This window comes from Alicyclobacillus fructus (assembly GCF_017329605.1).
Taxonomy (GTDB): Bacteria; Bacillota; Bacilli; order Alicyclobacillales; family Alicyclobacillaceae; genus Alicyclobacillus; species Alicyclobacillus fructus.
In genome coordinates this window covers 44,819-67,454 of record NZ_JAFMTY010000015.1, presented here as the reverse complement: position 1 = coordinate 67,454, position 22,636 = coordinate 44,819, and the positions used below count along the sequence as shown (strand labels likewise).

At 62.5% G+C, this 22,636-nt stretch carries 19 protein-coding genes and 1 pseudogene; 16 read left to right on the top strand and 4 right to left on the bottom strand.

The window, feature by feature from the left end:
• Positions 1–4: 4 nt before the first annotated feature.
• From J3481_RS09155 to yajC, 4 genes are all read left to right on the top strand, one after another.
• Complete coding sequence (locus tag J3481_RS09155) at positions 5–865, top strand: anti-sigma factor domain-containing protein (RefSeq protein ID WP_206831735.1); 861 nt, start codon at positions 5–7, stop codon at positions 863–865.
• A gap of 119 nt (positions 866–984) precedes the next feature.
• On the top strand, positions 985–2,052 hold the full coding sequence (gene queA / locus J3481_RS09150) for a tRNA preQ1(34) S-adenosylmethionine ribosyltransferase-isomerase QueA (protein WP_328702085.1): 1,068 nt from the start codon (positions 985–987) through the stop codon (positions 2,050–2,052).
• A complete protein-coding gene (gene tgt / locus J3481_RS09145; RefSeq protein WP_206831733.1) occupies positions 2,030–3,169 on the top strand; it encodes a tRNA guanosine(34) transglycosylase Tgt in 1,140 nt (379 codons plus the stop codon). Before queA ends, tgt begins: the two co-directional genes overlap by 23 nt.
• A 2-nt stretch (positions 3,170–3,171) precedes the next feature.
• Entirely contained in the window at positions 3,172–3,594 is a 423-nt protein-coding gene (gene yajC, locus J3481_RS09140) for a preprotein translocase subunit YajC (protein ID WP_206831732.1), read from the top strand.
• Positions 3,595–3,661: 67 nt separating this feature from the next.
• Here yajC and J3481_RS09135 read toward each other — a convergent pair whose 3' ends face one another.
• The gene (locus J3481_RS09135; RefSeq protein WP_206831731.1) at positions 3,662–4,063 is read right to left on the bottom strand and encodes a TIGR04086 family membrane protein; all 402 of its coding nucleotides are present in this window, start codon (positions 4,061–4,063) and stop codon (positions 3,662–3,664) included.
• 142 nt (positions 4,064–4,205) lie between these two features.
• Between J3481_RS09135 and J3481_RS09130 the strand changes: the two genes are divergently transcribed.
• Both J3481_RS09130 and J3481_RS14960 read left to right on the top strand, forming a co-directional pair.
• Positions 4,206–6,368, top strand: a complete 2,163-nt coding sequence (locus tag J3481_RS09130) for a sensor domain-containing diguanylate cyclase (RefSeq protein ID WP_206831730.1) — start codon at positions 4,206–4,208, stop codon at positions 6,366–6,368.
• A gap of 4 nt (positions 6,369–6,372) precedes the next feature.
• Positions 6,373–7,059 (top strand): annotated as a pseudogene (locus tag J3481_RS14960) (DUF421 domain-containing protein); the annotation flags it as partial.
• A gap of 60 nt (positions 7,060–7,119) precedes the next feature.
• On the opposite strand, the gene spoVB reads toward J3481_RS14960, so the two are convergent.
• A complete protein-coding gene (gene spoVB, locus J3481_RS09120) occupies positions 7,120–8,709 on the bottom strand; it encodes a stage V sporulation protein B (protein ID WP_206831729.1) in 1,590 nt (529 codons plus the stop codon).
• Positions 8,710–8,855: 146 nt separating this feature from the next.
• Between spoVB and J3481_RS09115 the strand changes: the two genes are divergently transcribed.
• The 9 genes from J3481_RS09115 to J3481_RS09075 all read left to right on the top strand — a co-directional run bounded on the left by J3481_RS09115 (position 8,856) and on the right by J3481_RS09075 (position 17,961).
• A complete protein-coding gene (locus J3481_RS09115) occupies positions 8,856–9,125 on the top strand; it encodes a post-transcriptional regulator (RefSeq protein WP_206831728.1) in 270 nt (89 codons plus the stop codon).
• Positions 9,126–9,197: 72 nt separating this feature from the next.
• Complete coding sequence (gene secD, locus J3481_RS09110; protein ID WP_206831727.1) at positions 9,198–10,499, top strand: protein translocase subunit SecD; 1,302 nt, start codon at positions 9,198–9,200, stop codon at positions 10,497–10,499.
• A complete protein-coding gene (secF, locus tag J3481_RS09105; RefSeq protein WP_206831726.1) occupies positions 10,483–11,409 on the top strand; it encodes a protein translocase subunit SecF in 927 nt (308 codons plus the stop codon). Before secD ends, secF begins: the two co-directional genes overlap by 17 nt.
• Before the next feature lie 71 nt (positions 11,410–11,480).
• Positions 11,481–12,413, top strand: coding sequence for a cation diffusion facilitator family transporter (locus J3481_RS09100; protein WP_206831747.1), 933 nt, complete (start codon positions 11,481–11,483; stop codon positions 12,411–12,413).
• Positions 12,414–12,415: 2 nt separating this feature from the next.
• Positions 12,416–14,386 (top strand): single-stranded-DNA-specific exonuclease RecJ, encoded by a 1,971-nt coding sequence (gene recJ / locus J3481_RS09095; protein ID WP_236011480.1) that lies wholly within the window; start codon positions 12,416–12,418, stop codon positions 14,384–14,386.
• A gap of 24 nt (positions 14,387–14,410) precedes the next feature.
• Positions 14,411–14,935 carry an adenine phosphoribosyltransferase gene (locus J3481_RS09090; protein ID WP_206831725.1) on the top strand — a complete coding sequence of 175 codons (525 nt, stop codon included), beginning with the start codon at positions 14,411–14,413 and terminating at the stop codon, positions 14,933–14,935.
• A 25-nt stretch (positions 14,936–14,960) separates the two neighbouring features.
• The gene (locus J3481_RS09085) at positions 14,961–17,141 is read left to right on the top strand and encodes a RelA/SpoT family protein (RefSeq protein ID WP_206831724.1); all 2,181 of its coding nucleotides are present in this window, start codon (positions 14,961–14,963) and stop codon (positions 17,139–17,141) included.
• Between the two features lie 16 nt (positions 17,142–17,157).
• A complete protein-coding gene (gene dtd / locus J3481_RS09080; RefSeq protein WP_206831723.1) occupies positions 17,158–17,607 on the top strand; it encodes a D-aminoacyl-tRNA deacylase in 450 nt (149 codons plus the stop codon).
• A gap of 102 nt (positions 17,608–17,709) precedes the next feature.
• Positions 17,710–17,961 carry a hypothetical protein gene (locus J3481_RS09075; protein WP_206831722.1) on the top strand — a complete coding sequence of 84 codons (252 nt, stop codon included), beginning with the start codon at positions 17,710–17,712 and terminating at the stop codon, positions 17,959–17,961.
• Here J3481_RS09075 and J3481_RS09070 read toward each other — a convergent pair.
• Complete coding sequence (locus tag J3481_RS09070; RefSeq protein ID WP_206831721.1) at positions 17,939–20,299, bottom strand: EAL domain-containing protein; 2,361 nt, start codon at positions 20,297–20,299, stop codon at positions 17,939–17,941. The two genes, J3481_RS09075 and J3481_RS09070, sit on opposite strands and share 23 nt — an antisense overlap.
• Before the next feature lie 139 nt (positions 20,300–20,438).
• Positions 20,439–21,209 carry a sulfite exporter TauE/SafE family protein gene (locus J3481_RS09065; RefSeq protein WP_206831720.1) on the bottom strand — a complete coding sequence of 257 codons (771 nt, stop codon included), beginning with the start codon at positions 21,207–21,209 and terminating at the stop codon, positions 20,439–20,441.
• Between the two features lie 142 nt (positions 21,210–21,351).
• Here J3481_RS09065 and J3481_RS09060 point away from each other — a divergent pair, with 142 nt between their 5' ends.
• On the top strand, positions 21,352–22,629 hold the full coding sequence (locus J3481_RS09060) for a beta propeller repeat protein (RefSeq protein ID WP_206831719.1): 1,278 nt from the start codon (positions 21,352–21,354) through the stop codon (positions 22,627–22,629).
• Positions 22,630–22,636 lie beyond the last annotated feature (7 nt).

The following is a 22,636-nucleotide window of genomic DNA, read 5'->3' as shown; positions in this document are numbered from 1 at the left end:
CGTCATGAATGTGCGAGTCCGGGGGCGCGCCGTTGTGGTGGAACTCCAGGGGGATCGCGCCATTTTGTTCACGGAGGACGGAGCGTTTGTAAGCGTGCCGGCTGAGGCCGGCATGTCGGTGGGGGACGTGATCGACAGGGCTGCGGCGGCCTCCTTCCCGTCCGGCTGGTTTCGCGCCTGGAGGAAGCGGGGATTGGCCTTGGGATCTGTCGCAGCGTGTCTTCTGGCGGCGGTCGGGGGGCTGTGGTCGATCTCCGCTTGGACCGCACGGCCGCATGCGTTGGTCTCGGTCGATGCGAACGGCGAATGGAGCCTGGCGGTCGACCGGAACATGCGCGTCGTGTCTGCGCGCGCGTACAACGCGGTGGGCGAGGAGGCGCTCCAGCGCGTTCGCGTCAAGGGGCAACCGCTTGCCGATGCGGTTCGGTCTCTCGTCGGCGAGCTCGCGGCGCAGGGACAGCTCCCTCGGAACGACAGCGTCGTGGTGGCCACCACGACGCTCGACGGCGCCGTGGGCCGTGACGCCATTCAACGCGTGGTGACGAGCGCCGTCCAGGGTGCCACCCAGGGGGCGGGCAACGTGTACAGCATGGCTCTGTCGCCGAGCGTCTGGAATGAGGCGCTCGCCAACCACGTCGCCCCTGCGCAATATGCGAGTTACCTGCTTGCGCAAGAGGTAGGCGTGAACGTCCATCTGAACGATCTGAACTCCGCCAACGTCCAGACCGTGGTCGCGCAGGCGCACGATCTTCACACCGCGCTTGCCGGACTCAACACAGGCGACTACGACGAGGTCGCGAGCATTGTGGAAGCGGCTCTCGGCCAGACTTTGAATTCGCACAGCGAGCCTCGCTATAATGGGTGATGCTCGTTCGTCATGCACGACATTGCCCGCGGGCCGTGAAACCATGAGACGAAACGGGCTGTCCCGGTGCGCCGGGGCAGCTTTTTCGCGTTTCCAACGACGTCTTGGGAGGAATGCTTGTGCGCGTGGAAGACTTCGACTATGAACTCCCGGAACACCTGATTGCGCAGCAGCCGCTGCCCGAACGCGACCAGTCCAGGTTGCTCGTGGTCGATCCCGTCGATCGCGTCGTGCGGCACCGCATCTTTGCCGAGATCGTGGAAGAGTTGAATCCTGGTGACGTCCTGGTGATGAACGATTCACGGGTCCTGCCCGCGCGACTGTACGCGGTGAAACCGGACACGGGCGGGCGCGTGGAGCTGCTGTTGGTGCGGCCGGTCGACGATCAGCCGAATACCTGGCAGGCCCTGGCCCGGCCTGCGAAGCGGCTTCACGTCGGCCACCGGCTGGTGGTGGGGGAAGGCGACGGGCGCGTCGAGGTCGAAGTCGTCGGCGAAGAGGAAGAGGGCATTCGCCTCGTTCGATTCCACACGGAGGAGTCCGTGATCGACGTGGCGCATCGGCTTGGCGAGATGCCGCTTCCGCCCTACATCCACGAGAAGTTGGAGGATAAGGAACGATATCAGACGGTGTATGCGAGGCGCGAGGGCTCCGTCGCCGCGCCAACGGCAGGTCTCCACTTCACAGAGCGCCTGTTGCAGACGCTCAAGGACAAGGGTGTTCAGCTGTGCCACGTGACGCTGCACGTGGGAATTGGCACCTTCCGTCCCGTGCAGGTCGAGAAAGTCGAGGAGCATCGCATGCACAGCGAGTGGTACGAAGTGAGCGCGGAGACGGCCGAGGTGGTCAACCGCGCGAAGGCCGAAGGCAGGCCGGTCATCGCGGTCGGGACCACGGCGCTTCGCACGCTTGAGGCGGCGGGGCAGTCCGGCGTCCTGGTGCCAGGTCAAGGAGAGACGGACATCTTCATTTACCCCGGCTTTGCGTTTCACATCATGGACGGGCTGATCACGAACTTCCACCTGCCCAAGTCCACCTTGTTCATGTTGGTGTGTGCCGTCATGGGCACGGACTACGCGAAGGCGGTGTACCGCGAGGCGGTGGAGCGTTCGTACCGGTTTTTCAGCTTTGGAGACGCCATGTTCATCAAGAGGAGGGCGGATGTTGCAGGCACCAGTGAGGTTTGAGCTCCTCAAGCGCTGTTCCCGCAGCGAAGCGCGGAGGGGGCGGCTGATCACGCCGCACGGCGTGATCGAGACGCCTGTGTTCATGCCGGTCGGCACGCAGGCGACGGTGAAGACGATGGCGCCGTGGGAGCTCGAGGAGCTCGGCGCGGGGATTATCCTTTCGAACACATACCATCTTCACCTGCGGCCGGGAGAGGACATCGTCCGGCGCGCGGGCGGGCTTCACGGTTTCATGCAGTGGAAAGGCGCCATCCTGACCGACAGCGGCGGCTTTCAAGTGTTCAGCCTGGCGAGCCTGCGGAAAATCACCGATGAGGGCGTCAGGTTCCGATCCCACATCGACGGCAGCCCGCGCTTTTTTTCGCCTGAGACCGTCATGGCCATTGAAAACGCGCTGGGCGCCGACATCATCATGCAGCTCGACGAGTGTCCGCCTTACGGGGCGTCGAGATCGTACCTGGAGACATCGCTTCGGCGCACGCTCGCTTGGGCCAAGCGCTGCAAGGACGCGCATGCCCGTCCAGAAGAACAGGCGCTGTTTGGGATCGTTCAAGGTGGCGAGCACCTCGATCTTCGCCGACGAGCGGTGGAGGAGCTGGTGGAACTCGATTTGCCCGGCTACGCCATTGGGGGACTGAGCGTCGGGGAGCCGAAACCGCTCATGTACGAGATCCTCTCCCACGTCGCCCCGCTCTTGCCGCAGGACAAGCCGAGGTACCTGATGGGCGTGGGCAGCCCGGACGACCTGTTCGAAGGCGTGGAGCGCGGCGTGGACATGTTTGATTGCGTCCTCCCGACGCGCATCGCTCGAAACGGAACCGTGTTCACGTCGGAGGGCAAGATGGTGATGAAGCACGCCCGGTACCGGGACGACTTCCGTCCGATGGACCCGTCTTGTTCGTGCCGGGTGTGTCGCACCTTTTCGCGGGCGTACATCCGCCATCTCCTCAAGGCGGAAGAAATTCTCGGCGTGCGGCTGACCACGTATCACAACGTGCACTTTTTGCTCAACCTGATGAAGGAAATCAGAAAGTCCATCGAAGAGGACAGGTTTTTGGCGTTCAAGCGCGAATTCTACGATAGGTACGGTTATACATCCGAGCGAGAGGACGTGTGAGTTTGAAGGGCAGCAGCATTCTGTTTTTGATCCTCCTGATTGTGGTGTTCTATGTGCTCATCCTGTTGCCGCAACGGAGGCAGCAAAAAAATCGCGCGGAGATGATGAAGAAGCTGGGGCCGGGGGCCCGTGTCATGACCGCCGCCGGATTGTACGGCGAGATCGTCGCGATGCGAGGGGACATCGCCGTCATTCGCATCGCGGATGGTGTCGACGTGGAGATGGACCAGCGCGCCATTGTGCGCGTGGTCGAAGAAGGGCACGAGCCTGAGTCTGAGGACGAGATTGACGAAGCGGACGAGACGCCGGAGGACGCGGACGGCGCGGTTGAGAACGACGGCGGACATTCGTCCGATGAACACGACGGCACTTCGGAAGCGGCGCGTGAATTTGACGAGCACCGCAAGGAACACGGCGGGGCGTGAAGCGCGGAATGGGAGGTCGGTCACCTGAACATCCAGTGCCTCGGCCTCCCGCATCGTCTGTCGCGCGTTACGGGCGAGCCCATGCGCTCCCCATGACGCCTCCAAATGCGCCAATCACCGACATCAGAAGGATGCGAAACAGCCCGCTCGCGTCGAATGTGAACGTGTTGTCGACGAACAGGCCGATGGCGACCATGATGACGGCGTAGAGGAGGCCGGTCGCGCCGCCGTGAAACCATCCGCGGCCCTGTCCCTGGCGCGCGGCCGCGATGGCGCCGATGAGGACCGCGAGGCAGTGGATGATGTACGCGGCCGTTGTGATCCGTTCCGGTCCCCATTCTCCGTAGTGCGCCATGAAGAAGACGGCGATGGTGCCACAGAGGGCGATGCACAGGCTCCAGACTGTTCCGTAGACGACAGGGATGGCGCGTAGCACGTCGAATCGATGGCCTTCGTTCCATCTCGACACGGGCGCATCACTCCTGGTACAAGTCTCTCTACACGATATTCGGAGAGATGGGCGAATATGATCTTGTCCGCTGAGATATGAACTGTTTATACTGGAAACTTGAAGAATTCGAACGGGCGCGGGTTGGGGTGGGGGTGACGGTATGGCGGAAGGCATACCGCTCAAGCGACAAACCGTGTACAGTCTGATGGTCGGAATCTTCGGGTGCGGAACGGCCTTGGTGGGGCTCCCGGAGCTTCGGCATGCAAACGTCTGGTTCTTTATCGTGATGCTGGCGTTGGCTTGTCTCGTGGAGGCCATGCCGGTGCCGCTTCGCTTGGGGTCCGCCAGTTTGACACCTGCGGTTCTATTCTCCTACGTGTCCCTCAACCGCCCGGAAGAGGCGATGCTTTGCGCCATCGCCGCCGCGTTTGTGCCCGCGCTGAGGCGCCACTGGGACCTGGAGACGCTCTTTTTTAACGCCGGTCAATATGCGCTCTCGGCCCTCGCGATGTGGTGGGTGCTCCATCAGCTCGTCGCCCTCCCGATGACTCGCATTGACGCGCTTGCCGTGGGTTGCCTCGTCTTGTCGGCAGCGGTGTTTCTCGTCGTCAACCACGCTTTTGTGCAAATCATCCAGTGGCTGCGTGGAGCGTTTCTTTGGACTGCGGTCTGGACAGCTCTGATGACGGATCTGATTAATCTGGCGCTTTGCATTCCGTTCGCGCTGCTCGTCGTGCTGCTCGATTCCACGAGCGCGTGGCTGGCGCCCGTCATGGTCCTGCCGCTTCTCATGCTCGCTTACATGCTTCGCTCACACCGCCAGGCGATGGATTTGCAGGAGATCCACGAGTGCCTCGCGAATCTCGCGACCGAGTTTGACATGAGGCAGATTGCGCTCGAAGCGGCGCACCTCGCGCGTACAATGACGCTCGCCGATTGCGTCGCGGTCTTCGTCATCGACGGGCGCGGCTGCCTCGTTCCTGCCGCCGTTTATCCCCGTTCGTACGAGGGCGAATTCTCCATGGAGGGCTGGCCCGAGTCCGAGGGCGGTGTCATTTGGAAGACCATCCATCAGCGCGATCACGTCATCGTCCCGGACGTGCGGAAGGATGACCGCGTCCGCTACTTTGGAGAGACGCCCACGTTTCTGAGCATGGCCATCTTTCCCATGCACGCGCATCAGAAGGCGCATGGCGCGATCGTCTGCTACGCGAAGCGCCCCAAAGCCTTCAGCCACATGCATGAATACATGGACGCGCTGGCCAACCAGGTCTCCGTCTTGCTCGAGAACGCCAAGCTGTACCAGGAACTTCAGGAGCGCTCCTTCCGGGATGAAGCCACCGGGCTTTTGAACTATCGCTATTTCTACGAAGAGTTGTCCAGGCGGGTTCAGGCGTCGCTGAGGGAGAATCGGCCGGTGTCCGTGCTGATTGTGGATGTGGATTTCTTCAAGCGGTTCAACGACACGTACGGGCATCTCGCGGGGGATGTCGTGCTGCGCGAAGTCGGGCGTGTTCTCGAACGCCACGCTGCGCCAGACGGCGTGGCCGCGCGGTACGGCGGCGAGGAGTTCGCGGTGTTGCTTTGGGCAAGCGCGCAAGAGGCGTACGAGGTTGCCGAAGCGATTCGCCAGGATGTCGCGAAGCTCGCGGTCGACTTCGAAGGCTACCACCTTCAGGGCATCACGGTCAGCATCGGCATGGCCACCTGCCCGGATCACAGCGAGTCGGATCGGGACCTTCTCGTCAAGGCCGACAGCGCCATGTATTGGGGCGCCAAGCAACGCGGCCGCAATCGAACCGCCATGTACGCGCCCGAGTTCGACACCCAGCTGTTCGTCGATCCGCTCACGAGTTTGTACACCCACCATTTTGTGAACATACGCGTCCGGGATGAGATGGCTCACGGCACGACATGTTGGGGCGTCATTTGTCTCGATCTCGTCCGGTTCAGCGACATCAACAGCCTGTACGGTTTCGAGGCGGGAGACGAGGTGTTGCGTCAGGCGGGGGTAATCATCCGCCAGGTTTTGCGCCACTCCGAATTGGCTTGCCGGTACGGGGGCGACGAGATGTTGATCATCATCCCGAACGTCTCCGAACTGGAGTTGACGGGCATTTGTCGGCGCGTCGTGCAGGCCATTGAACAACACTCGTTCCGCGTGGGAGAACACACGCTGTCGCTGCGTGTGGCGTCGGGTATCGAGGTCTACGACGTGGTTCAGGACGGCGCCGATCTGTTCAATCGGATTGAGGAAATGTTCGCGCGCCTGCACGCCCCGGTTCGAAGCGGAGAGTCCGAGTCTCCCTCGCACACGGGCTAAGGGCATGGAGCCGCCCCTCTGCCGGGCATACTGCCAAGGTGAGGAGGGGCTCGTTTCCATGCCGCACATCCCGCTTTGGCAGTTTCCGCTTCGCGCGTTGGTGCTCTACCTGATGGTGATGGTGGCGCTCCGCATCATGGGAAAGCGCGAGATCGGGCAATTGTCCGTGTTCGATCTCGTCGTGTCCATCATGATCGCGGAACTGTCCACCCTGCCCATGGAGGACAGGCGCGTTCCCATCTGGGAGGCGGCCATCTCCATCGGGTCGCTCGTCTTCTTCCAGCTCGCGGTCGCGTTCCTCCAGATGAAGAGCCATCGCTTTCGCCACTGGATCGAGGGCGAGCCCTCGGTCCTCATCGCCCATGGCCGGATCTGCGATCGCGAGATGCGTCGCATCCGGTACACTGTGCACGATCTGCTGACGCAGTTGCGCGAGCAGGGCTACGCGGACGTCGCCGACGTGGAGTTCGCCATCCTCGAGACCTCCGGGCAGCTGAGCGTGGTGCCGAAGCCGGAAGCGCGCCCGCTCACTCCGCGCGATCTCGGCATCCCCGCCGAGGAAAGCGGCCCGGCTGTCACGGTGGTGGTCGACGGCAAACCGGTGCAGAGCGCGCTCGACCGATTGGGCCGCGACGAGGCATGGCTGCGCGAACAACTGCGCCACCGCGGCTACGCCCTGGAGCGCGTGTTCTACGCCCGCGTCAACGGCCGCGGAGAGTGGTGGATCGACGAGAAAGACGAATCCGCGCCCTCAGACGGCGAAGGGAAGGTGGCGGACCAGGGCGGCGAGCCAGGGTCCCACCCTGGGAACGCGCTCGATGGCGCGGGACGTGAGGACGCGCAGGGAGCAGAGAAGCGCGAAGTAGAGGAGCAGGCCGCCCACGACGGCGAGCAACAGCGATGACGCGGAGAGGGACGAACCCGACCGGAACGTGATGAGCAGCATGTAGGCGAGCATGGCGACCGACGCAATGCCAATGCGCACGATGGAAGCCGTCCGCATCTGAAACCCAATTTCCCGGACGACAGCCATCAGGTGAAGTACCGTCGTGAGCGTGAAGGAGAAGGCTGTCGCGATGCTCACACCGAGAATGCCGAGCGATGGGCGAGTGGCGAGCAACAGGATGACGCCAAGGCGCGCCACGCCGCCGACAATGGAATTCAGCATCGCGGTGCCGGCCCGGTTGAGACCCTGCAAGATCCCTGTCAAAGGCGATTGCAGACACAGCATGAACACGAACGGCGCCATGATGGCGAGCATGGGGCCGACATGAGCGTCTCCGTAGATGGCTCGCGTGAGCGGGGCTGCGAAGAACGTGAACACAATCGAAGCGGGAAACGCAACCATGGCCGTCACCGTGATGCTCTGCGACAGGCGATGGCGAATTCGATCCAGATTCCCGGCTGCCTGCGCTTCCGCGACGGCCGGGACCAGGTTGGTGGCCAGCGAAGACGTGACGACGGTCGGGAAGACGAGCAGGGGAATGGCCATGCCGGAGTAAGCCCCGTAAAGCGCCGTGGCCTGCTTCAGCGGCACGCCCGCCATGCTCAGCGCGCGCAGGACGAGAATGGGCTCGGCGGCGGAGAGCAATGACCAGATGAGGCGACTGGCTGTGACAGGCAGGGACAGTTGCGTGATGGCTCGGAAGGTTGCCCGAAGGGGTTCGGCGGTGCGGGCGTACGCTGGTTCCGGTACGATCTGCTCCATGCGGCCGCGGCGCCGCTGTTGCCACACCAGAAACAGGAGGCCCGACAGCTCGCCCAAAACCATGCCGATCATCGCCGCCATGGCCGCATAGGCCAGCGAGAATCGGACGAAGTAGGCGGCCAGCGCCCATATGCTCGCGATGCGCACGGACTGCTCCAGGATCGAAGCCCAGGCGGTGGGCGTCATGTCCTGAATGCCTTGGAAATAGCCGCGGTACAGGCTTGCCACGGCGATCACGCCGACCACCGGGATCATGGCGAGGTACGTGGGATACGCTCTCGGATCCGTGAGCCAGTATTGGGCTACGACGTGACGGAACATGTACATGAGACCCATGCACAGCGCCGCCAGAGACAGGACGCAGGCAGAGGAAATCTGCATGACCCGGCGCACGCGAACCGTGTCGCGCTTGGCCACCGCTTCTGCCACCAGCTTCGCGATGGCGAGCGGGAATCCCATGGTGACCAACGTGAGGGCCAGTCCCAAAATGGGGAAGACAATCTGAAACAACCCCATGGCTTCCGCGCCAATGAGCCTTGTCAGCACAATGCGATAGACGAAGCCCATGATTCGCGTCACGATGCCGGCCATCATCAGGACCAATGCACCCTGCAGGAACGTTTGGCGGCTCAATCGATTCTCCCTCCCGTCGATCCCGCGAGTGGGGTACGTTATTGCCTATGCCAAGTCGAAGGACGGTAGTCCACTTTCGTCGCCAAACAGGATTTTTCGGGTGCGAGATGGAATTGTTATTCGGCACGCATCGGAGGGGATGGGCGGTGGACGATCCGTTAATGCATCCTGAAGTCCGGCCGTACGCGGATCAGGTGCGGTTCCTGTGCGAGGCGAAGATCGAGGAGTTTCGCCTTATGGGCTATGATTCGATTGATTTCGACTCCTTCTGGGCATACCTCTGCGCGAAGTTGCCCCGCCCGCTGTCACTTCACCGCTTGGTGGACCTGATTTTGTCGGCGAAGCCGAACGACTACATGACGTACGTGACGCTTGGCGCGCTGCGCGGGGAAGTGGGCGGACCGGGCGAGGTTTGACGTCGAAAAACGTCGACCGGTATACTGGTTCGTGTTATGCACGTGGGAAGTGGCGGACAAGGAGGACAAACGATGAAGTGGGGGCGCCTCTTGGCGTTTCTCGTGATGGTGGCGGCTGTTCTCGGCCTCACCGTCAGCACCGGCCCAAAGATCTGGAAGTCGATTCCTCTGGGCCTCGATTTGAAGGGCGGCGTGGATCTGTTGTACGCGGTGGACACACCGAAAGGCCATCCGCTCGACAGCACGGGCAAGGCGGCCTTGGTGCGCGCCATTGAGATGCGCGTGAACTCCCTCGGCGTCTCATCGCCCATCATTCAACTGGAAGGTCGCAACCAACTCGGGCAGGATCAGATTCGCGTCGAAGTCGCTGGCGTGAAAAATCAGCAGGAGGCCGTGAATGTCATTGGGGCCACGGCGCAATTGGCCATCTACGGGAGCGCCAAGATCGACCCCAAGACCGGCAAGATTGTGCCGGTCGGTCCGCCTCTCGCGACGGGCGCCGATTTGAAGTCGAACGCGCACTGGGTGGTGGACCAACAGACAGGGCAGAACGCGGTCGCGATCGAATTTAAGAACGCGAGTCTCTGGACAAGCATCACCAAGCGGTATTTGCAAAAGCCCATCTATGTCTTTCTGAACGGACAATTGCTGACCAATCCCGTCGTCGAGCAGGTGATGTACACGGGGCAGAGCGAGATCTCGGGGGGCAACCTGAACACGCCGCAGGCGTGCATGGACCTCGCCAACGAGCTCAACGCAGGCGCGCTGCCCTATCCGCTGACGCTCGAGAGCGAGACGAGCGTGGGTCCCACTTTGGGAGCCGCAAGCCTGCAACGTACGCTCCTGGCTGGCGTCATTGCGGTGGTGCTCATCTTCGCGTTCATGATGGCGGCGTATCGGATGGCGGGGCTCATTGCCGACGTCGCGCTCGTGGCGTACGGCTATCTCACGCTGCTGACGTTCGCCGGGTTGCACGTCGTATTGACGCTGTCGGGGCTCGCCGCGCTGATCCTCGGCGTCGGCATTGCGGTCGATGCGAATATCATCACGTATGAGCGAATCAAAGATGAGGTGCGAAATGGGCGCAGTTTGCGCTCTGCCGTACGGATCGGCAATAAGAACGCGTTCCGCACGATCGTCGACTCGAATGCGACCACTTTCATCGCGGGGCTCATCATGTACATCTTCGGCGGAGAAGGAGATGTGCGCGGGTTCGCCGTGGCCTTGATGGTCAGCATCATCGTCAGCCTCTTGACGGCCGTGCTGTTTGCCCGGGCAATGTTGTTGACGTTCACGGCGGCGCAGGCAGTCAAGAATCCTTGGTGGTACGGCGCGCCGAGAGGGGTGGTGAAGAGCCGTGAAGCCAAGGTTTGATATCATCCGGGCCAGCCGCTGGTTCTTCCTGCTGTCGGGCGCCATTACCGTGGCGGGCTTCGTGGTGTTCGCCCTGTTCGGCTTCAATCTAAGCACGGATTTCAAGTCGGGTTCAGAAGTGCAGTTTGAACTGAACCAACGTGTGCCCGAAGCCCGGGTGAGGCAGATGTTCGCGTCCATCGGCCTCCCGCTCGGCGACACCAGTCTCACGGTGGGCGGCATTCAACAGAATGTGGTCATGGTGACGTTGCCCGAGCAACTCACGGCGAAGCAAATCAGCGAGATTCAGGCGGCGGAACACCGCTTCTTTCCCGACGCCAAGCAGGATATTCAGGTGAACTCCGTCGATCCCTTTGTGGCGCAGCAAACGGCGCGCAAAGCCGTTTACGCCGTGTTGGCCGCCGCGGCCTGCATTGTCGTGTACATCGCGATTCGGTTCGAATTCCGATTCGCCATCTCGGGCATTATCGCCCTGCTTCACGATGCCTTCATCGTGTTGGCGGCGTTCGCCCTGCTCCGCCGTCAGGTGGATTTGACGTTTGTGGCGGCGCTGCTCACCATCGTCGGCTACTCCATCAACGACACGATCGTCATTTTCGACCGGATCCGCGAGAACCTGAAGCTCGAAAAGCCGGACACCGTCGAGGAACTGCGGTCGGTGGTGAACAAGAGCCTGTGGCAGGTGATGAACCGCTCGATTCGGACCGTTCTCACCGTGCTCATCGCGGCGGTCATCCTTTACTTCTTCGGCGGCATCTCCATCCGCAACTTTACGTTCGCGCTCATGATCGGTCTCGTGAGCGGCGCGTATTCTTCCATCTTCATCGCGAGCCCTTTGTGGGTGGCCTGGCGATCGCGCTCGTTCAAGAAGGCCGATGGCGGCGACCAAGCCGCACCGATGGCGGAGTGATGGCGGGGAGCGCACACCGGCGGCGCTCCCTTCGTTCAGCGCTTGACGAAAGGATTCGATGGTGATTGCACGTGACGAATCAGCTCGAGCGGCGCGGCTCCCTTCTAAGCTATGTGAATGCGGTGTTGAACGTCGTCCTGGCGCTGGCCAAGGGCGTGATCGGGGTGATGGCCCACAGTGAGGCGCTGATTGCGGATGCCGTCCATTCCGCCTCCGACCTGATTGGTTCGGTCGCGGTCATTGTGGGCCTTCGCATTGCGCGAAAACCTCCTGACGAGGATCACCCGTACGGTCACGGCAAGGCGGAGCTGATCGCGTCCATCTGTGTGAGCGCCTTGCTCATCGCCGCGTCCATCGAGGTGTTTTATTCCTCCATCGCTTCTTTCTTTCGCAGTCCGCACGCACCCGAGTGGGCAGCTGGCTTTATGGCGGCCATCGCCGTGGTCGTCAAGGAGGCGCTGTACCGCTACAACCTCCGACTGGGGAAGCGCCTGCAGTCGAAGAGCCTCCTCGCGCAAGCGTCCGATCACCGCGCGGACGTCTACTCTTCCCTCGCGGCGCTCGTCGGGATCGTGCTCGCCATCGTCGGCCGACGCCTGGGCATCCCATGGTTGATGTACACCGATGCGGCGGCCGGGATCATCGTGGCCGCGCTGGTTCTGAAGATGGCCGTCGAGATCGCCAAGGATGCCTTGGAGATCCTGATGGACCGCGTCGTGCTGTCCGAAGAGGCGCTGCAGCTTTATCGGCGGGAAGTCCTCGCCGTTCCGGGCGTGCGCGCCATCGATGAACTTCGGGTGCGCGATCACGGCCAGTACGTGATCGTCGACATCGAGATCGCCGTCGATGCCGACATCTCCGTGCTCGCGGGTCACGACATCGCCGCAGCTGTTCGCGATCGCCTGCGTGAGAAGTTCGATCGCGTCCAGGACGTGTTTGTTCACGTCAATCCTTACGATCCGGGTGAACGCCATCACGTGCGTGAGAGGGGGCACAAGCGGTGAGTATGCCTCTCTGGCGGGCGGCGCCCGTCGGCGATGTCGCTCGCAAGCTGGCTTCGGCCTTGGGCATGCCGCTTCGAGTGGCGCGCCTCGTCGCGGCTCGGGGTTATCGCGATCCGGAGGAAGTGCGTCGGCTTCTCACAGCCGACGTGCCTTGGAGCCATCCCATGGACTTCACGGACATGGCTGCGGCGTGTGAGCAAATCCTGTGGACTGTGAAAAGGCGTGAGAACATCGCCATCATCGGCGACTATGACGTCGACGGCGTGAGCGCCGCGGCCATCTTGACGAGCGCCATTCGCGCCTTGGGCGGGGACGTGAGCTGTCACATCCCCGAGCGCGTGTCGGACGGCTACGGTTTCTCGCTCCGCTTGCTCGAGGATGCCAAGAAGGCGGGCGCCAGCCTCATCGTCACGGTGGACAACGGGATTCGCGCCGTCGAGGCCATCATGGCGGCTCGGGCCAGCGGGCTTGGCGTGATTGTGACCGATCATCATGAACCTGGTGACGAAGTGATTCCCGACGGCATCCCGGTCCTGCACTTCACGCGCCATCGCGATCCCGTCTCCGCGAAGCGCGGATGCGGCGCGTTCGTCGCCTGGAAACTGGCGACGCAACTGCTCGCGGAGGCACCCGAATCTCGCCGCGAAGCGCTGCGCGCTTGGCTGATGGGTCTCGCCGCGCTCGGCACGCTCGCGGACATGATGCCGCTCGTCGGAGAGAATCGCCGCCTGGTGCGCGAGGGAATGCGCGGCCTGGCCGTGAGTGGGCGTGCGGGTTGGCGCATTCTGTGCGATCGCGCCCGCGTGAGCCGCGAAACCCTGACGGCTTCCGACGTGTCCTGGCGCCTGGTGCCCAGATTGAATGCGGCGGGACGAATGGCGCACGCCGATCTCGCGTACCGCCTGTTGATGGCGGACGATGAGATGGAGGCGACAAGGTTGGCGGACGAGATCGAGGCGCTCAATGAACGGCGCCGGGAGGCTGTCGACGCCGCTTTCGCCGAGGCCGCGTCGCTCGTGGAGCGAGAATACGGCGCGAATCCTGCCGCCGTGGTCGTCGCTGGACAGTGGCCGCTTGGGGTCGTCGGCCTGGTGGCGGCTCGGCTCGCGCAGACGTATGGCTGTCCTGCCATCGCTCTCGCCGACATGGGCGACGGCACGTTGCGGGGCTCAGGGCGCGCGCCGGAAGGCATTTCGCTCCTGCAACTTCTGTCGCAGTGCAGCGGCTTTCTCGATCACTTTGGCGGGCATGCGTCCGCCGTCGGGTGCGGCCTCGCTGCATCCCAATTGGCCCCATTCCGAGCTGCGCTGCTGGAGGCCGCCGTGCGTGAGCCGCGCACGTCTTCGAATGTGCCGATGACCCTCGCGGACGATTACCTCGTGTTGTCGGAGTCGGCCGACGAGCTGCTGATGTGGTTGGAGAAGCTCGCTCCTTTTGGTCCTGAGCATGAGCCGTTCCAATTTTTCGTGGGTCCCGTCGAGATCGCCAGGTGTACGCCGATGGGAGGGGGAGAACACCTGCGGCTCGTGCTGACCGAGGGAGATGCCCGCCAAGAGGCCGTCTGGTTTCGTGCGCCTCCGGCCGTGGCCCGCGATCCCTCCGGGCTCTGGGCCTTCATTGTCGAGCTCGCGCCGAATGCGTGGCGCGGCGTCGTTCGACCCCAGTTGCGGATTGACCGAGGGTATCGCCTGCCGCGCGCCGTCTCCAGGGAGGCGTTTGCCAGCGCCTTTCGGGCGTTGCGGCGCGGACCTTGCACGCTCGAGGTTCTGCAGCAGCGGGTGAGCTCCGTCTCGGCCGATCTCGCCCGCGATCTCGACTCGGTCCTTGAGACATTCCTGGAGTTGGGGTTTGCCGCGCAAAAGGACGGCCTGTATCATGTGATTGCAAGTGAAAAGCGAGATCTGCGCGACTCCGTCGCGTATCAATCGCTGGTGCGGAGATATTTGCGGCCCATCTCGAATGAGGGCGAGTGAATGCGTGGAAGAGGAGAGAACGACTTGAAAGACAATTATCGGACGTGGATTCGCGACATCCCCGATTTCCCCAAAAAGGGAATTCTCTTTCGGGATATCACGCCGCTCTTGGGAAATGGCGCTGTGTATCGGGACGCCATCGCGGCGTTGGCAACCAAAGCGAAGGATTGGGAGCCAGAGTTGGTCGTCGGTCCGGAAGCGCGCGGGTACGTGGTGGGGGCGCCGCTCGCTGTGACGCTCGGCCTAGGGTTTGTGCCGGTGCGGAAACCGGGAAAACTGCCGTATAAGACGGTGAGCGTGGAATATGCGCTCGAGTACGGGACGGATCGCCTGGAGATTCACGAGGACGCCATTCGGCCCGGTCAGCGGGTGGTGGTGGCGGATGATCTATTGGCGACGGGGGGCACCATGCGGGCCACCATCGACCTCGTCGAGAAGCTGGGCGGCGTGGTGGTCGGCGCCGCGTTTCTCATTGAATTGAAACAGTTGGGCGGCCGTGATAGGCTAGGCGATATACCCGTTTACACGCTTGTCCAGTTTGAGGACTGAGCGGGCCGGAGGGAGGTGAGCGGACATGGCTGTGGAGACGGAGGAAAAGACCATCGATGGCCTTTGTCAGAAGCTCGAGTCGTACATGAGCCCAGAGGACATCGCCGCCGTGAGGCGCGCGTACGAGTTTGCCGCCAAGGCGCACGCCGGGCAGATGCGTCTGTCTGGGGAACCGTACATCAGTCATCCGCTCGCCGTCGCCTACATTCTCGCGGATCTCCGCCTTGACGCCGCCGCCATTATGGCTGGACTGTTGCACGATGTCGTCGAGGACACCTCCGTGAGCGACTCCACCATCGTGCAGACGTTCGGCACGGAAGTCGCGACGCTCGTCGATGGCGTCACGAAGTTGAAGCGGATCAAGTTTGATTCGCGCGAGGAACAACAGGCGGAAAACCTTCGCAAGATGTTCATGGCGATGGCGCGGGACATCCGGGTGTTGATCATCAAGTTGGCCGATCGACTCCACAACATGCGGACGCTGAAGTATCAGAGCCCCGAGACGCAGGTGCGGAAGGCCCGCGAGACCCTGGAAATTTTCGCCCCCTTGGCGCATCGGCTTGGCATCAACACGATCAAATGGGAGCTCGAAGATCTGTCTCTGCGCTACTTGAACCCACAGCAGTACTACCGAATTGTCAACCTGATGGCGCGCAAGCGTCAGGAGCGGGAGCAGTACATCGAGGGCGTGATCGCGGTCCTGCGCGAAAAGCTCGCCGAGTTGAATTTGAAGGCTGACGTGAGCGGCCGCGCCAAGCACATTTACAGCATCTATCGCAAGATGGTCACGCAACACAAGGAGTTTAACGAAATTTATGACCTTTTTGCGATCCGCATCATCGTGGAAAGCATCAAGGACTGCTACGGTGCGCTTGGCGTGGTCCACACCATGTGGAAGCCGATGCCGGGGCGATTCAAGGATTACATCGCGATGCCCAAGGCGAACATGTATCAGAGCCTCCACACGACGGTCATCGGGCCCAATGGCGAGCCGCTCGAGATCCAGATTCGCACTTGGGAAATGCACCAGACGGCCGAATACGGCATCGCGGCGCACTGGGTCTACAAGGAGTCTGGATCCAAGCGGGTGGAGGACGACTTCGCCAAGAAGCTCGCCTGGTTTCGGGAGGTCCTGGAGTGGCAGCAGGACTTCCGCGACGCGCAGGAGTTCATGGAGACGCTGAAGATCGATCTGTTCTCGGACCAGGTGTTTGTGTTTACGCCGAAGGGCGACGTGATCGAGCTGCCCGCCGGGTCGGTGCCCATCGACTTTGCCTACCGGATTCACACGGATATCGGCAACCACTGCATCGGGGCCAAGGTGAACGGCAAGATGGTGCCGCTCGACTACCGGCTGCGCACGGGCGACATCGTGGAGATTATCACGAGCAAACATTCGTACGGACCGAGTTGGGACTGGCTGAAGATCGTCCAGACGTCTCAGGCCAAGAGCAAAATCCGCCAATGGTTCAAGCGGGAAAAGCGAGAGGAGAATGTCGCGCGCGGCAAGGAGCTCATTGAACGCGAAATCGCGCGGCAGAAACTTGAACCGAAACAGCTCATGACCCAACAGGCGATGGCCGAGGTGCTTCAGAAGTTCAACTTTGCGCGAGAGGACGACCTGTTCGCCGCGGTGGGCTACGGGGGATTGGGTCCCTCGCAGGTGGTGACGCGGCTCGTCGAGATCTTCCGGCGCAACCAAGGAGAAAAGCCGCCCGAGACCGTGACGATTCAAAAGGGCAGCACGGCCAAGCCGGCGGAGATGGGCGTTCGCGTGCGGGGCGTCGACAACATCCTGATTCGGTTTGCGCGCTGTTGTCACCCGGTTCCAGGGGACGAGATCGTCGGATTTGTCACCCGCGGCCGCGGTGTATCGGTGCACCGCCGGGACTGCCCCAACGTGGCCGCGATGGTGGAAAGCGGTGCGCGCACGCTCGAGGTCGAGTGGGCGACGGACAAGGATTGGTCCTACAACGCGGAGATTGAAGTCACCGCCATGGATCGCCACGGCCTGGTCAACGAGGTGCTGAACGCGGTCGCCGAGACGAAGACCGACATCACCGCGGTCAGCGCGAGAGCGGATGCCAAGAAGATCGCCCACATTCACATGAGCATTCGCATCCGCAACCTGGATCACCTGCGCACGGTCGTGGAGCGGCTGAAGCGAATCAAGGACATCTACAGCGTGCGGCGCATGATTCAGTGAAGACGGGGGATGGACGATGCGACTGGTGGTGCAGCGCTCGGGGCCGGCCCGGGTGAAGGTCGAGGGGGAAGTCGTCGGCGAGATCGACTTCGGGCTGGTTCTTCTCGTCGGGGTCGGCAAGGACGACACCGAAGAGGATGTCCAGTACCTGGCGGAGAAGGTCGCCGGGCTTCGAATTTTCCCGGACGCCGAGGGCAAATTGAACCGGGACGTGCGAGAGGTTGGAGGGGCCGTGTTGTCCGTGAGCCAATTCACGCTGTACGGCGACGCCCGCAAGGGTCGGCGGCCGAGTTACGCGGATGCGGCGCCGCCGGACGTGGCCGAGCGGCTGTATGAGGCGTTCAACGACGCGCTGCGCGCGCGGGGACTGAAGGTGGAAACCGGCCGCTTTCGGGCGATGATGCAGGTGGAGCTCGTCAACGACGGTCCGGTGACGATTTTGCTCGACAGCAAGCGATTGTTCTGAAGCCCCCAGATCTTTCCCCGAAAGCCCCGTCCCCGATGGCACGATGTGCCGCGCATCAGCCGACGCGTTGCGCGCGACACTACGGCCAAAGGGGGGAGCTTCGTGTTCATCGACACGTTCGAACGAGATCCCGACGAAGGCGAGATTCACGCGTATCACACGTGCTTCGCCTGTGGGCACGTCATACCGTTTGCCGGGCACATGTTCGGCGGGATCGTCCTGTCCCACGGCAACGAGGTGGACGCGACCATTTCTGTGACCGGCGTCAAGGGCCCCTACATCGAGATGTCCATCGAACTCCAGTGCCCGCGGTGTCACGCGGTGAATTCCTTCACCGCGCTTCATCATCGGTAGGCTGTTGCGGCGGCTCAACTCCGCGAGCGAGCTTCGACAACGCCTGCGATCTCGCCCGCAGATACGCCGACCACAGGTCGGACCAACGGTCGCGGCACTCGCCCCATCCCACGGAGAGCGACGTATAGGGGGATCCGAGGCGGGTGTTCCGCATTTCCATCACCTTCAAATGCACGCGCAACTGCTCCAGAAAGCTGTAGAACGATCCGTCCTCGCCATGGAGCGAAATCAGCAGAAACTCGCCCGCGTCCATGCGAACGGCCAGCGAGTTGGCCGTTCCATAAGCGGCCCACAACTGCCCCACGTGCTTGGCAATCCTCTCCGATTCGCTCGGCGGCCATTCGGACAGCGGTTCAATCCGCAGAACGGTCACGGCCGCATCCGTCCACGTCTGGTACGGCCGCCGTTTCGCCCGCGAGAGGAACCAGACGGGATCGTCCGCGGACAGCCACTCGGCCAAAAACGCGCGGTGGAACATGCGCGTCTGAGGGTCGCACAGCGAATCGTACCGTTCCCGCTCCCGCCGATAGGCCATCCAGATGACATCTTCGACCCGCTCTGCGACTTCCCTCATCGTGAGCCGGTCGGTTTCCGTATACACCCGTTCCAAGGCGGACTGAACGGAGAGAACGCCGTACGGCTCGCCCAAGTGGGATAGAGGCACGCGCAGGATCGACCGAACGTCGTCCGCCGCCAGCGCCATGTCTTCGTCGAATTCGGGGCGGGTCAACACGTCGGGCGAGGTCATCGGCACCAAAGCCCGGATCACCGTGGGCACTGCGCTCGATCCGGCCGGCACCAACGTTCCCACAGGCCGAGCGGGTATCTCGTCCCGCAGCGAAACCTCACAGACGTCCACGAACGGCTCGCCGTCTTCGTACCATTCGATGCTCAGGCGATCGAGCGGCACGTGCGGCGCGATGCTGTCCGCCAAATGGGACGCAATTTGCCGCCAGTCAGGCAGGCGCTTCGTTTCGAGGTGAAGGCGCTCCAGCCATGTGGGCTCGGCCTTCGGTTCGTCCGCGAGCGCCGATTGGGACGCGCGAGGCTGTAACTTCGCCACGAATGCCGACAGTTGAAACGAAGTCGGTGGCACCGGGGCCCCGAACAGAAAACCTTGAATCTCATCACACCGGTTTTCACGCAGAAAATCAAATTGCTGGAACGTTTCGACCCCTTCCGCCACGACGCTCAAGTTCAGGGATTTGGCAAGCGAAATGATGGCACCGATGATGGGCGTCTGATTGACAGCGCTCTGAATTCCGGCCGTGAACGTTCGATCGATCTTCAGCGTGTGAACGGGAAATTGGATGAGATAATTCAGCGACGAGTATCCGACGCCGAAGTCGTCCAACGCAATGCGAACACCGATCTTCCTCAATTCCTGCAGGACGTGAACCGCCCGATCCACGTCGCACATCGCCGTGCGTTCGGTGATCTCCAGTTCGATCAGCTGCGGGTCCATGCCCGTCTCCGCCAGGCATCGCCGGACGAGTTCCGGGAACCCATCCTGCATAAATTGGCGCCCGGAGATGTTGACGCTGATGCGCACCCGGTATCCCTGCTTCATCCACGACGCGCCCTGGCGGCACACGCCGCGAAGGACGTATTCGTCGATAGGAAGAATGAGATCACTCGACTCGGCCACCGGGATGAACGCCTGGGGAGGGATGTGGCCCAACTCGGGATGGGTCCATCGGCACAGCGCTTCGGCGCCCACCACCTGCATGGACCGCGTGTGAATTTTCGGCTGATAGTGAATCTGCAACTCGCCGTTCTGCAGTGCCTGTCGGAGCATGGTCTCCACGAGGAGCGGGGGAAGGTCGGCCTGCTTGACCACAATCTCCCGATCCCGTCTCACCTGGTTGGACCCCAACCGCTTGGCCAGGCGCATGGCTTCGTCCGCACGGCGCAACAGTTCGTCCGCGCTTGCGCTCCTGGAGCCTTCCGCCACACCGATGCTCGCCGTGACGATCACGTCCATGCCCCCGATGTTGTGGGGTTCGGCAATCGCCGCGCGCAGCTGTTCCGCCACGGCGTCCGCGCGCTCCACGTCGGCGTCAAACAGCGCGACCGCGTACTCGTCCGCGCTGAGGCGGCTTGACACCGCGTTCTCCGGAACGCCCCGCGCAATCCGCATGGCCGTGGCCCGGAGAATGGCGTCGCCGTCGGCGAAACTCAGGTGGGCGTTGACGAGCCGAAATCGATCCAGATTGACCATGATCATGGCGCTGCGGGAAGCGTCCTTCATCCGCTGCGACACGACGAAGAGGAACTGGCCGCGCCCCAATAAATTCGTCAGGGCGTCCCGCTGACCGGAAAACGCATCGAGAGTCACAAAGCCACCGCCTCATGTCGTCCGAAACCATGGGGATGATTCCATGGCGGAGGAGCAGAATGACAACGATGATGACCTAGAAATCCATTGGAGCCATTCGACGCGATTCGGCAAAATCCTCTTTGTGCCGCGCCAAGGATCATCCGATGTGAAAGAGCTGCGCCACCTGTTGGGCGATGACCAGACAAGTGACACCGATGAAGATGGGGCGCACATACCGAGCGCCCTTTCGGATGGCGAAGCGGGATCCCGTCAGGGCGCCAAGCACCATCGACAGGCCAAGGACGAGACCAGCCTCGTAGTGAACGGCACCGACCGCGATGAAGGTGCAGAGCGCGCCCACGTTGCTCGCGAGATTGAGCGTGCGCGCGTTGCCGCTCGCCGAGAGAAAATCAAAGCCTAACAGCAGAAAGCCCATGACGAGAAACGATCCCGTCCCGGGCCCGAAGAATCCGTCGTAAAAGCCAAGGGCAATCGCCAACAAAGACGTCAAAGCGAACGTCCTGCGCGTCAGCGGGCGAACGGATTCCACAAGCCCCAAGTCCTTCTTCCAAAGCGTATACGCCGCCACAATCAGCAGCATGACCAACACGAACGGGCGAAGGAACGACGACGGCAATTGGTGCACGACGTAGGCGCCAAGCGCAGAAGCCATCACGCCGAGGGGAAAGAGCGGTCCCACGAGCTTCAACCGTACCTTGCCCGACAACAGGTAGGAACTGAAACTCGTGACGGCCGACATCGTCCCGGCAAACTTGTTCGTCCCAAGCGCCACGGACGGCGGAAGCCCAACGAAGAGGAGCGCTGGCAAAGAAACCAAGCCGCCTCCGCCCACGGTCGAGTCGATGAACGCCGCCACGTATCCCGCCACCGCGAGAACCGCCATATGTGCCCAGGTCAAATGTTCCAACGCAGGACCCCCTCACCACACCCGCCACATCCACGCGGATCATTGTACTGCGGCGCGTATCCTCAAACAATGTCCGGATCCGGTATGGATTCACTCCATCATGACAACCTACGTCTAGACGTTCTCAGGTTGGGGGGATACGATGAAGGCTGCTCGACGAACCCTTGCGTGGATGGCCCTTTGCGGTACACTCGCCCTCGCCGGATGCGGAGACGGCGAGGGCGCGCAAATCGCGAAATCTCAATCGGCGCTGAAACCGCCGAACCAAACCGCCGCCATGTTGGACAAGCCCACACGCGCTGGCGCACCGCGCTCCATTTCCATCACGGCCATTCAAAGGAAGAATCTGTGGTACCATCTGCGGCTGGTCGACGGGGAGACCGGTTACCGTTACGGCTATGTTCGAGGTCAGTTTCGCATGGAGCGGACGACGGACCGCGGTGTCACCTGGAAACCGTTGTCGCTTCCCGGCGCCTTGAGGCTGTCCAGTCAATCGGCCTACGCTGGCGTCGAGAACCCGCAGGTGGCTGTGGTCGATCTCGACACCGTCGCCGTCTACGGCGTGGACGGGAATCGCTTTTTCCGCTGGGCCACATCCGACGGAGGGCGTCATTGGCAGGCAGCATCGAGCTCCTTGCCGCGCGGGGGTTACCGCGTGACGAGCGTGAGCCAGCCGAGCCGTAAGGACGCTTGGGTGGTGCTCTCCGGGCCAGCCGCCGAGACGGGAGGCGCGCCCCTCATCTATCGCGTGTCGGACGCAGGGGCGCGGGCGAGTCTCGTCCGTGTGGACGACGCGCCGGAGGGCTCCGGCCTTGCGACCGGCGCCCAGGTGGAGGTGGTTTTTGCCAACCTCCGCGACGGATACATCTACGCCGCGAATCCCGACGGGAAACTCGTGGCGTATCAGACGCGCGATGGCGGCGCCCACTTCGAAAGGCGTGTGTTGTCCGCTCCTGCCTCCATCTCCGGGGCAAGGGTGGTGCGTGTCTTTCCTCCGCGCGCGCTGGAGCAAGAGATTACGTTCGCCTCCATCTGGCGCACGAAGAGCGCATCCGGATGGCGCGATCACGTCGTCGTCTTTCGCACACGCGACGGCGGCGACTCGTACGCCGGGCAGGTGTGCGACGTGCTCCTGGGCGCGCGGGCCAATGTCGAAGGGGCTCCGTGTGCGTTTGTCACGCCGGATTACGGATACGCCATCAAAGACGGGCGGCTCATGCGCACGAGCGACTCCGGCACCACGTGGCTCACCCTGCATTCCACCACGCTCGAGCAGTGGCTCGAATCGCATCCTTACGTGCTCGACATCGACTACGTCTCCTACACGCAGGGGTTCGTCCTTGTGGCCAATGCGAACCTGAACCAGACCGTGCTGCTTGCGACTCAGGGCCTTCGGGATCGCTTTGCACCCGTGCCGTGATCGCCCA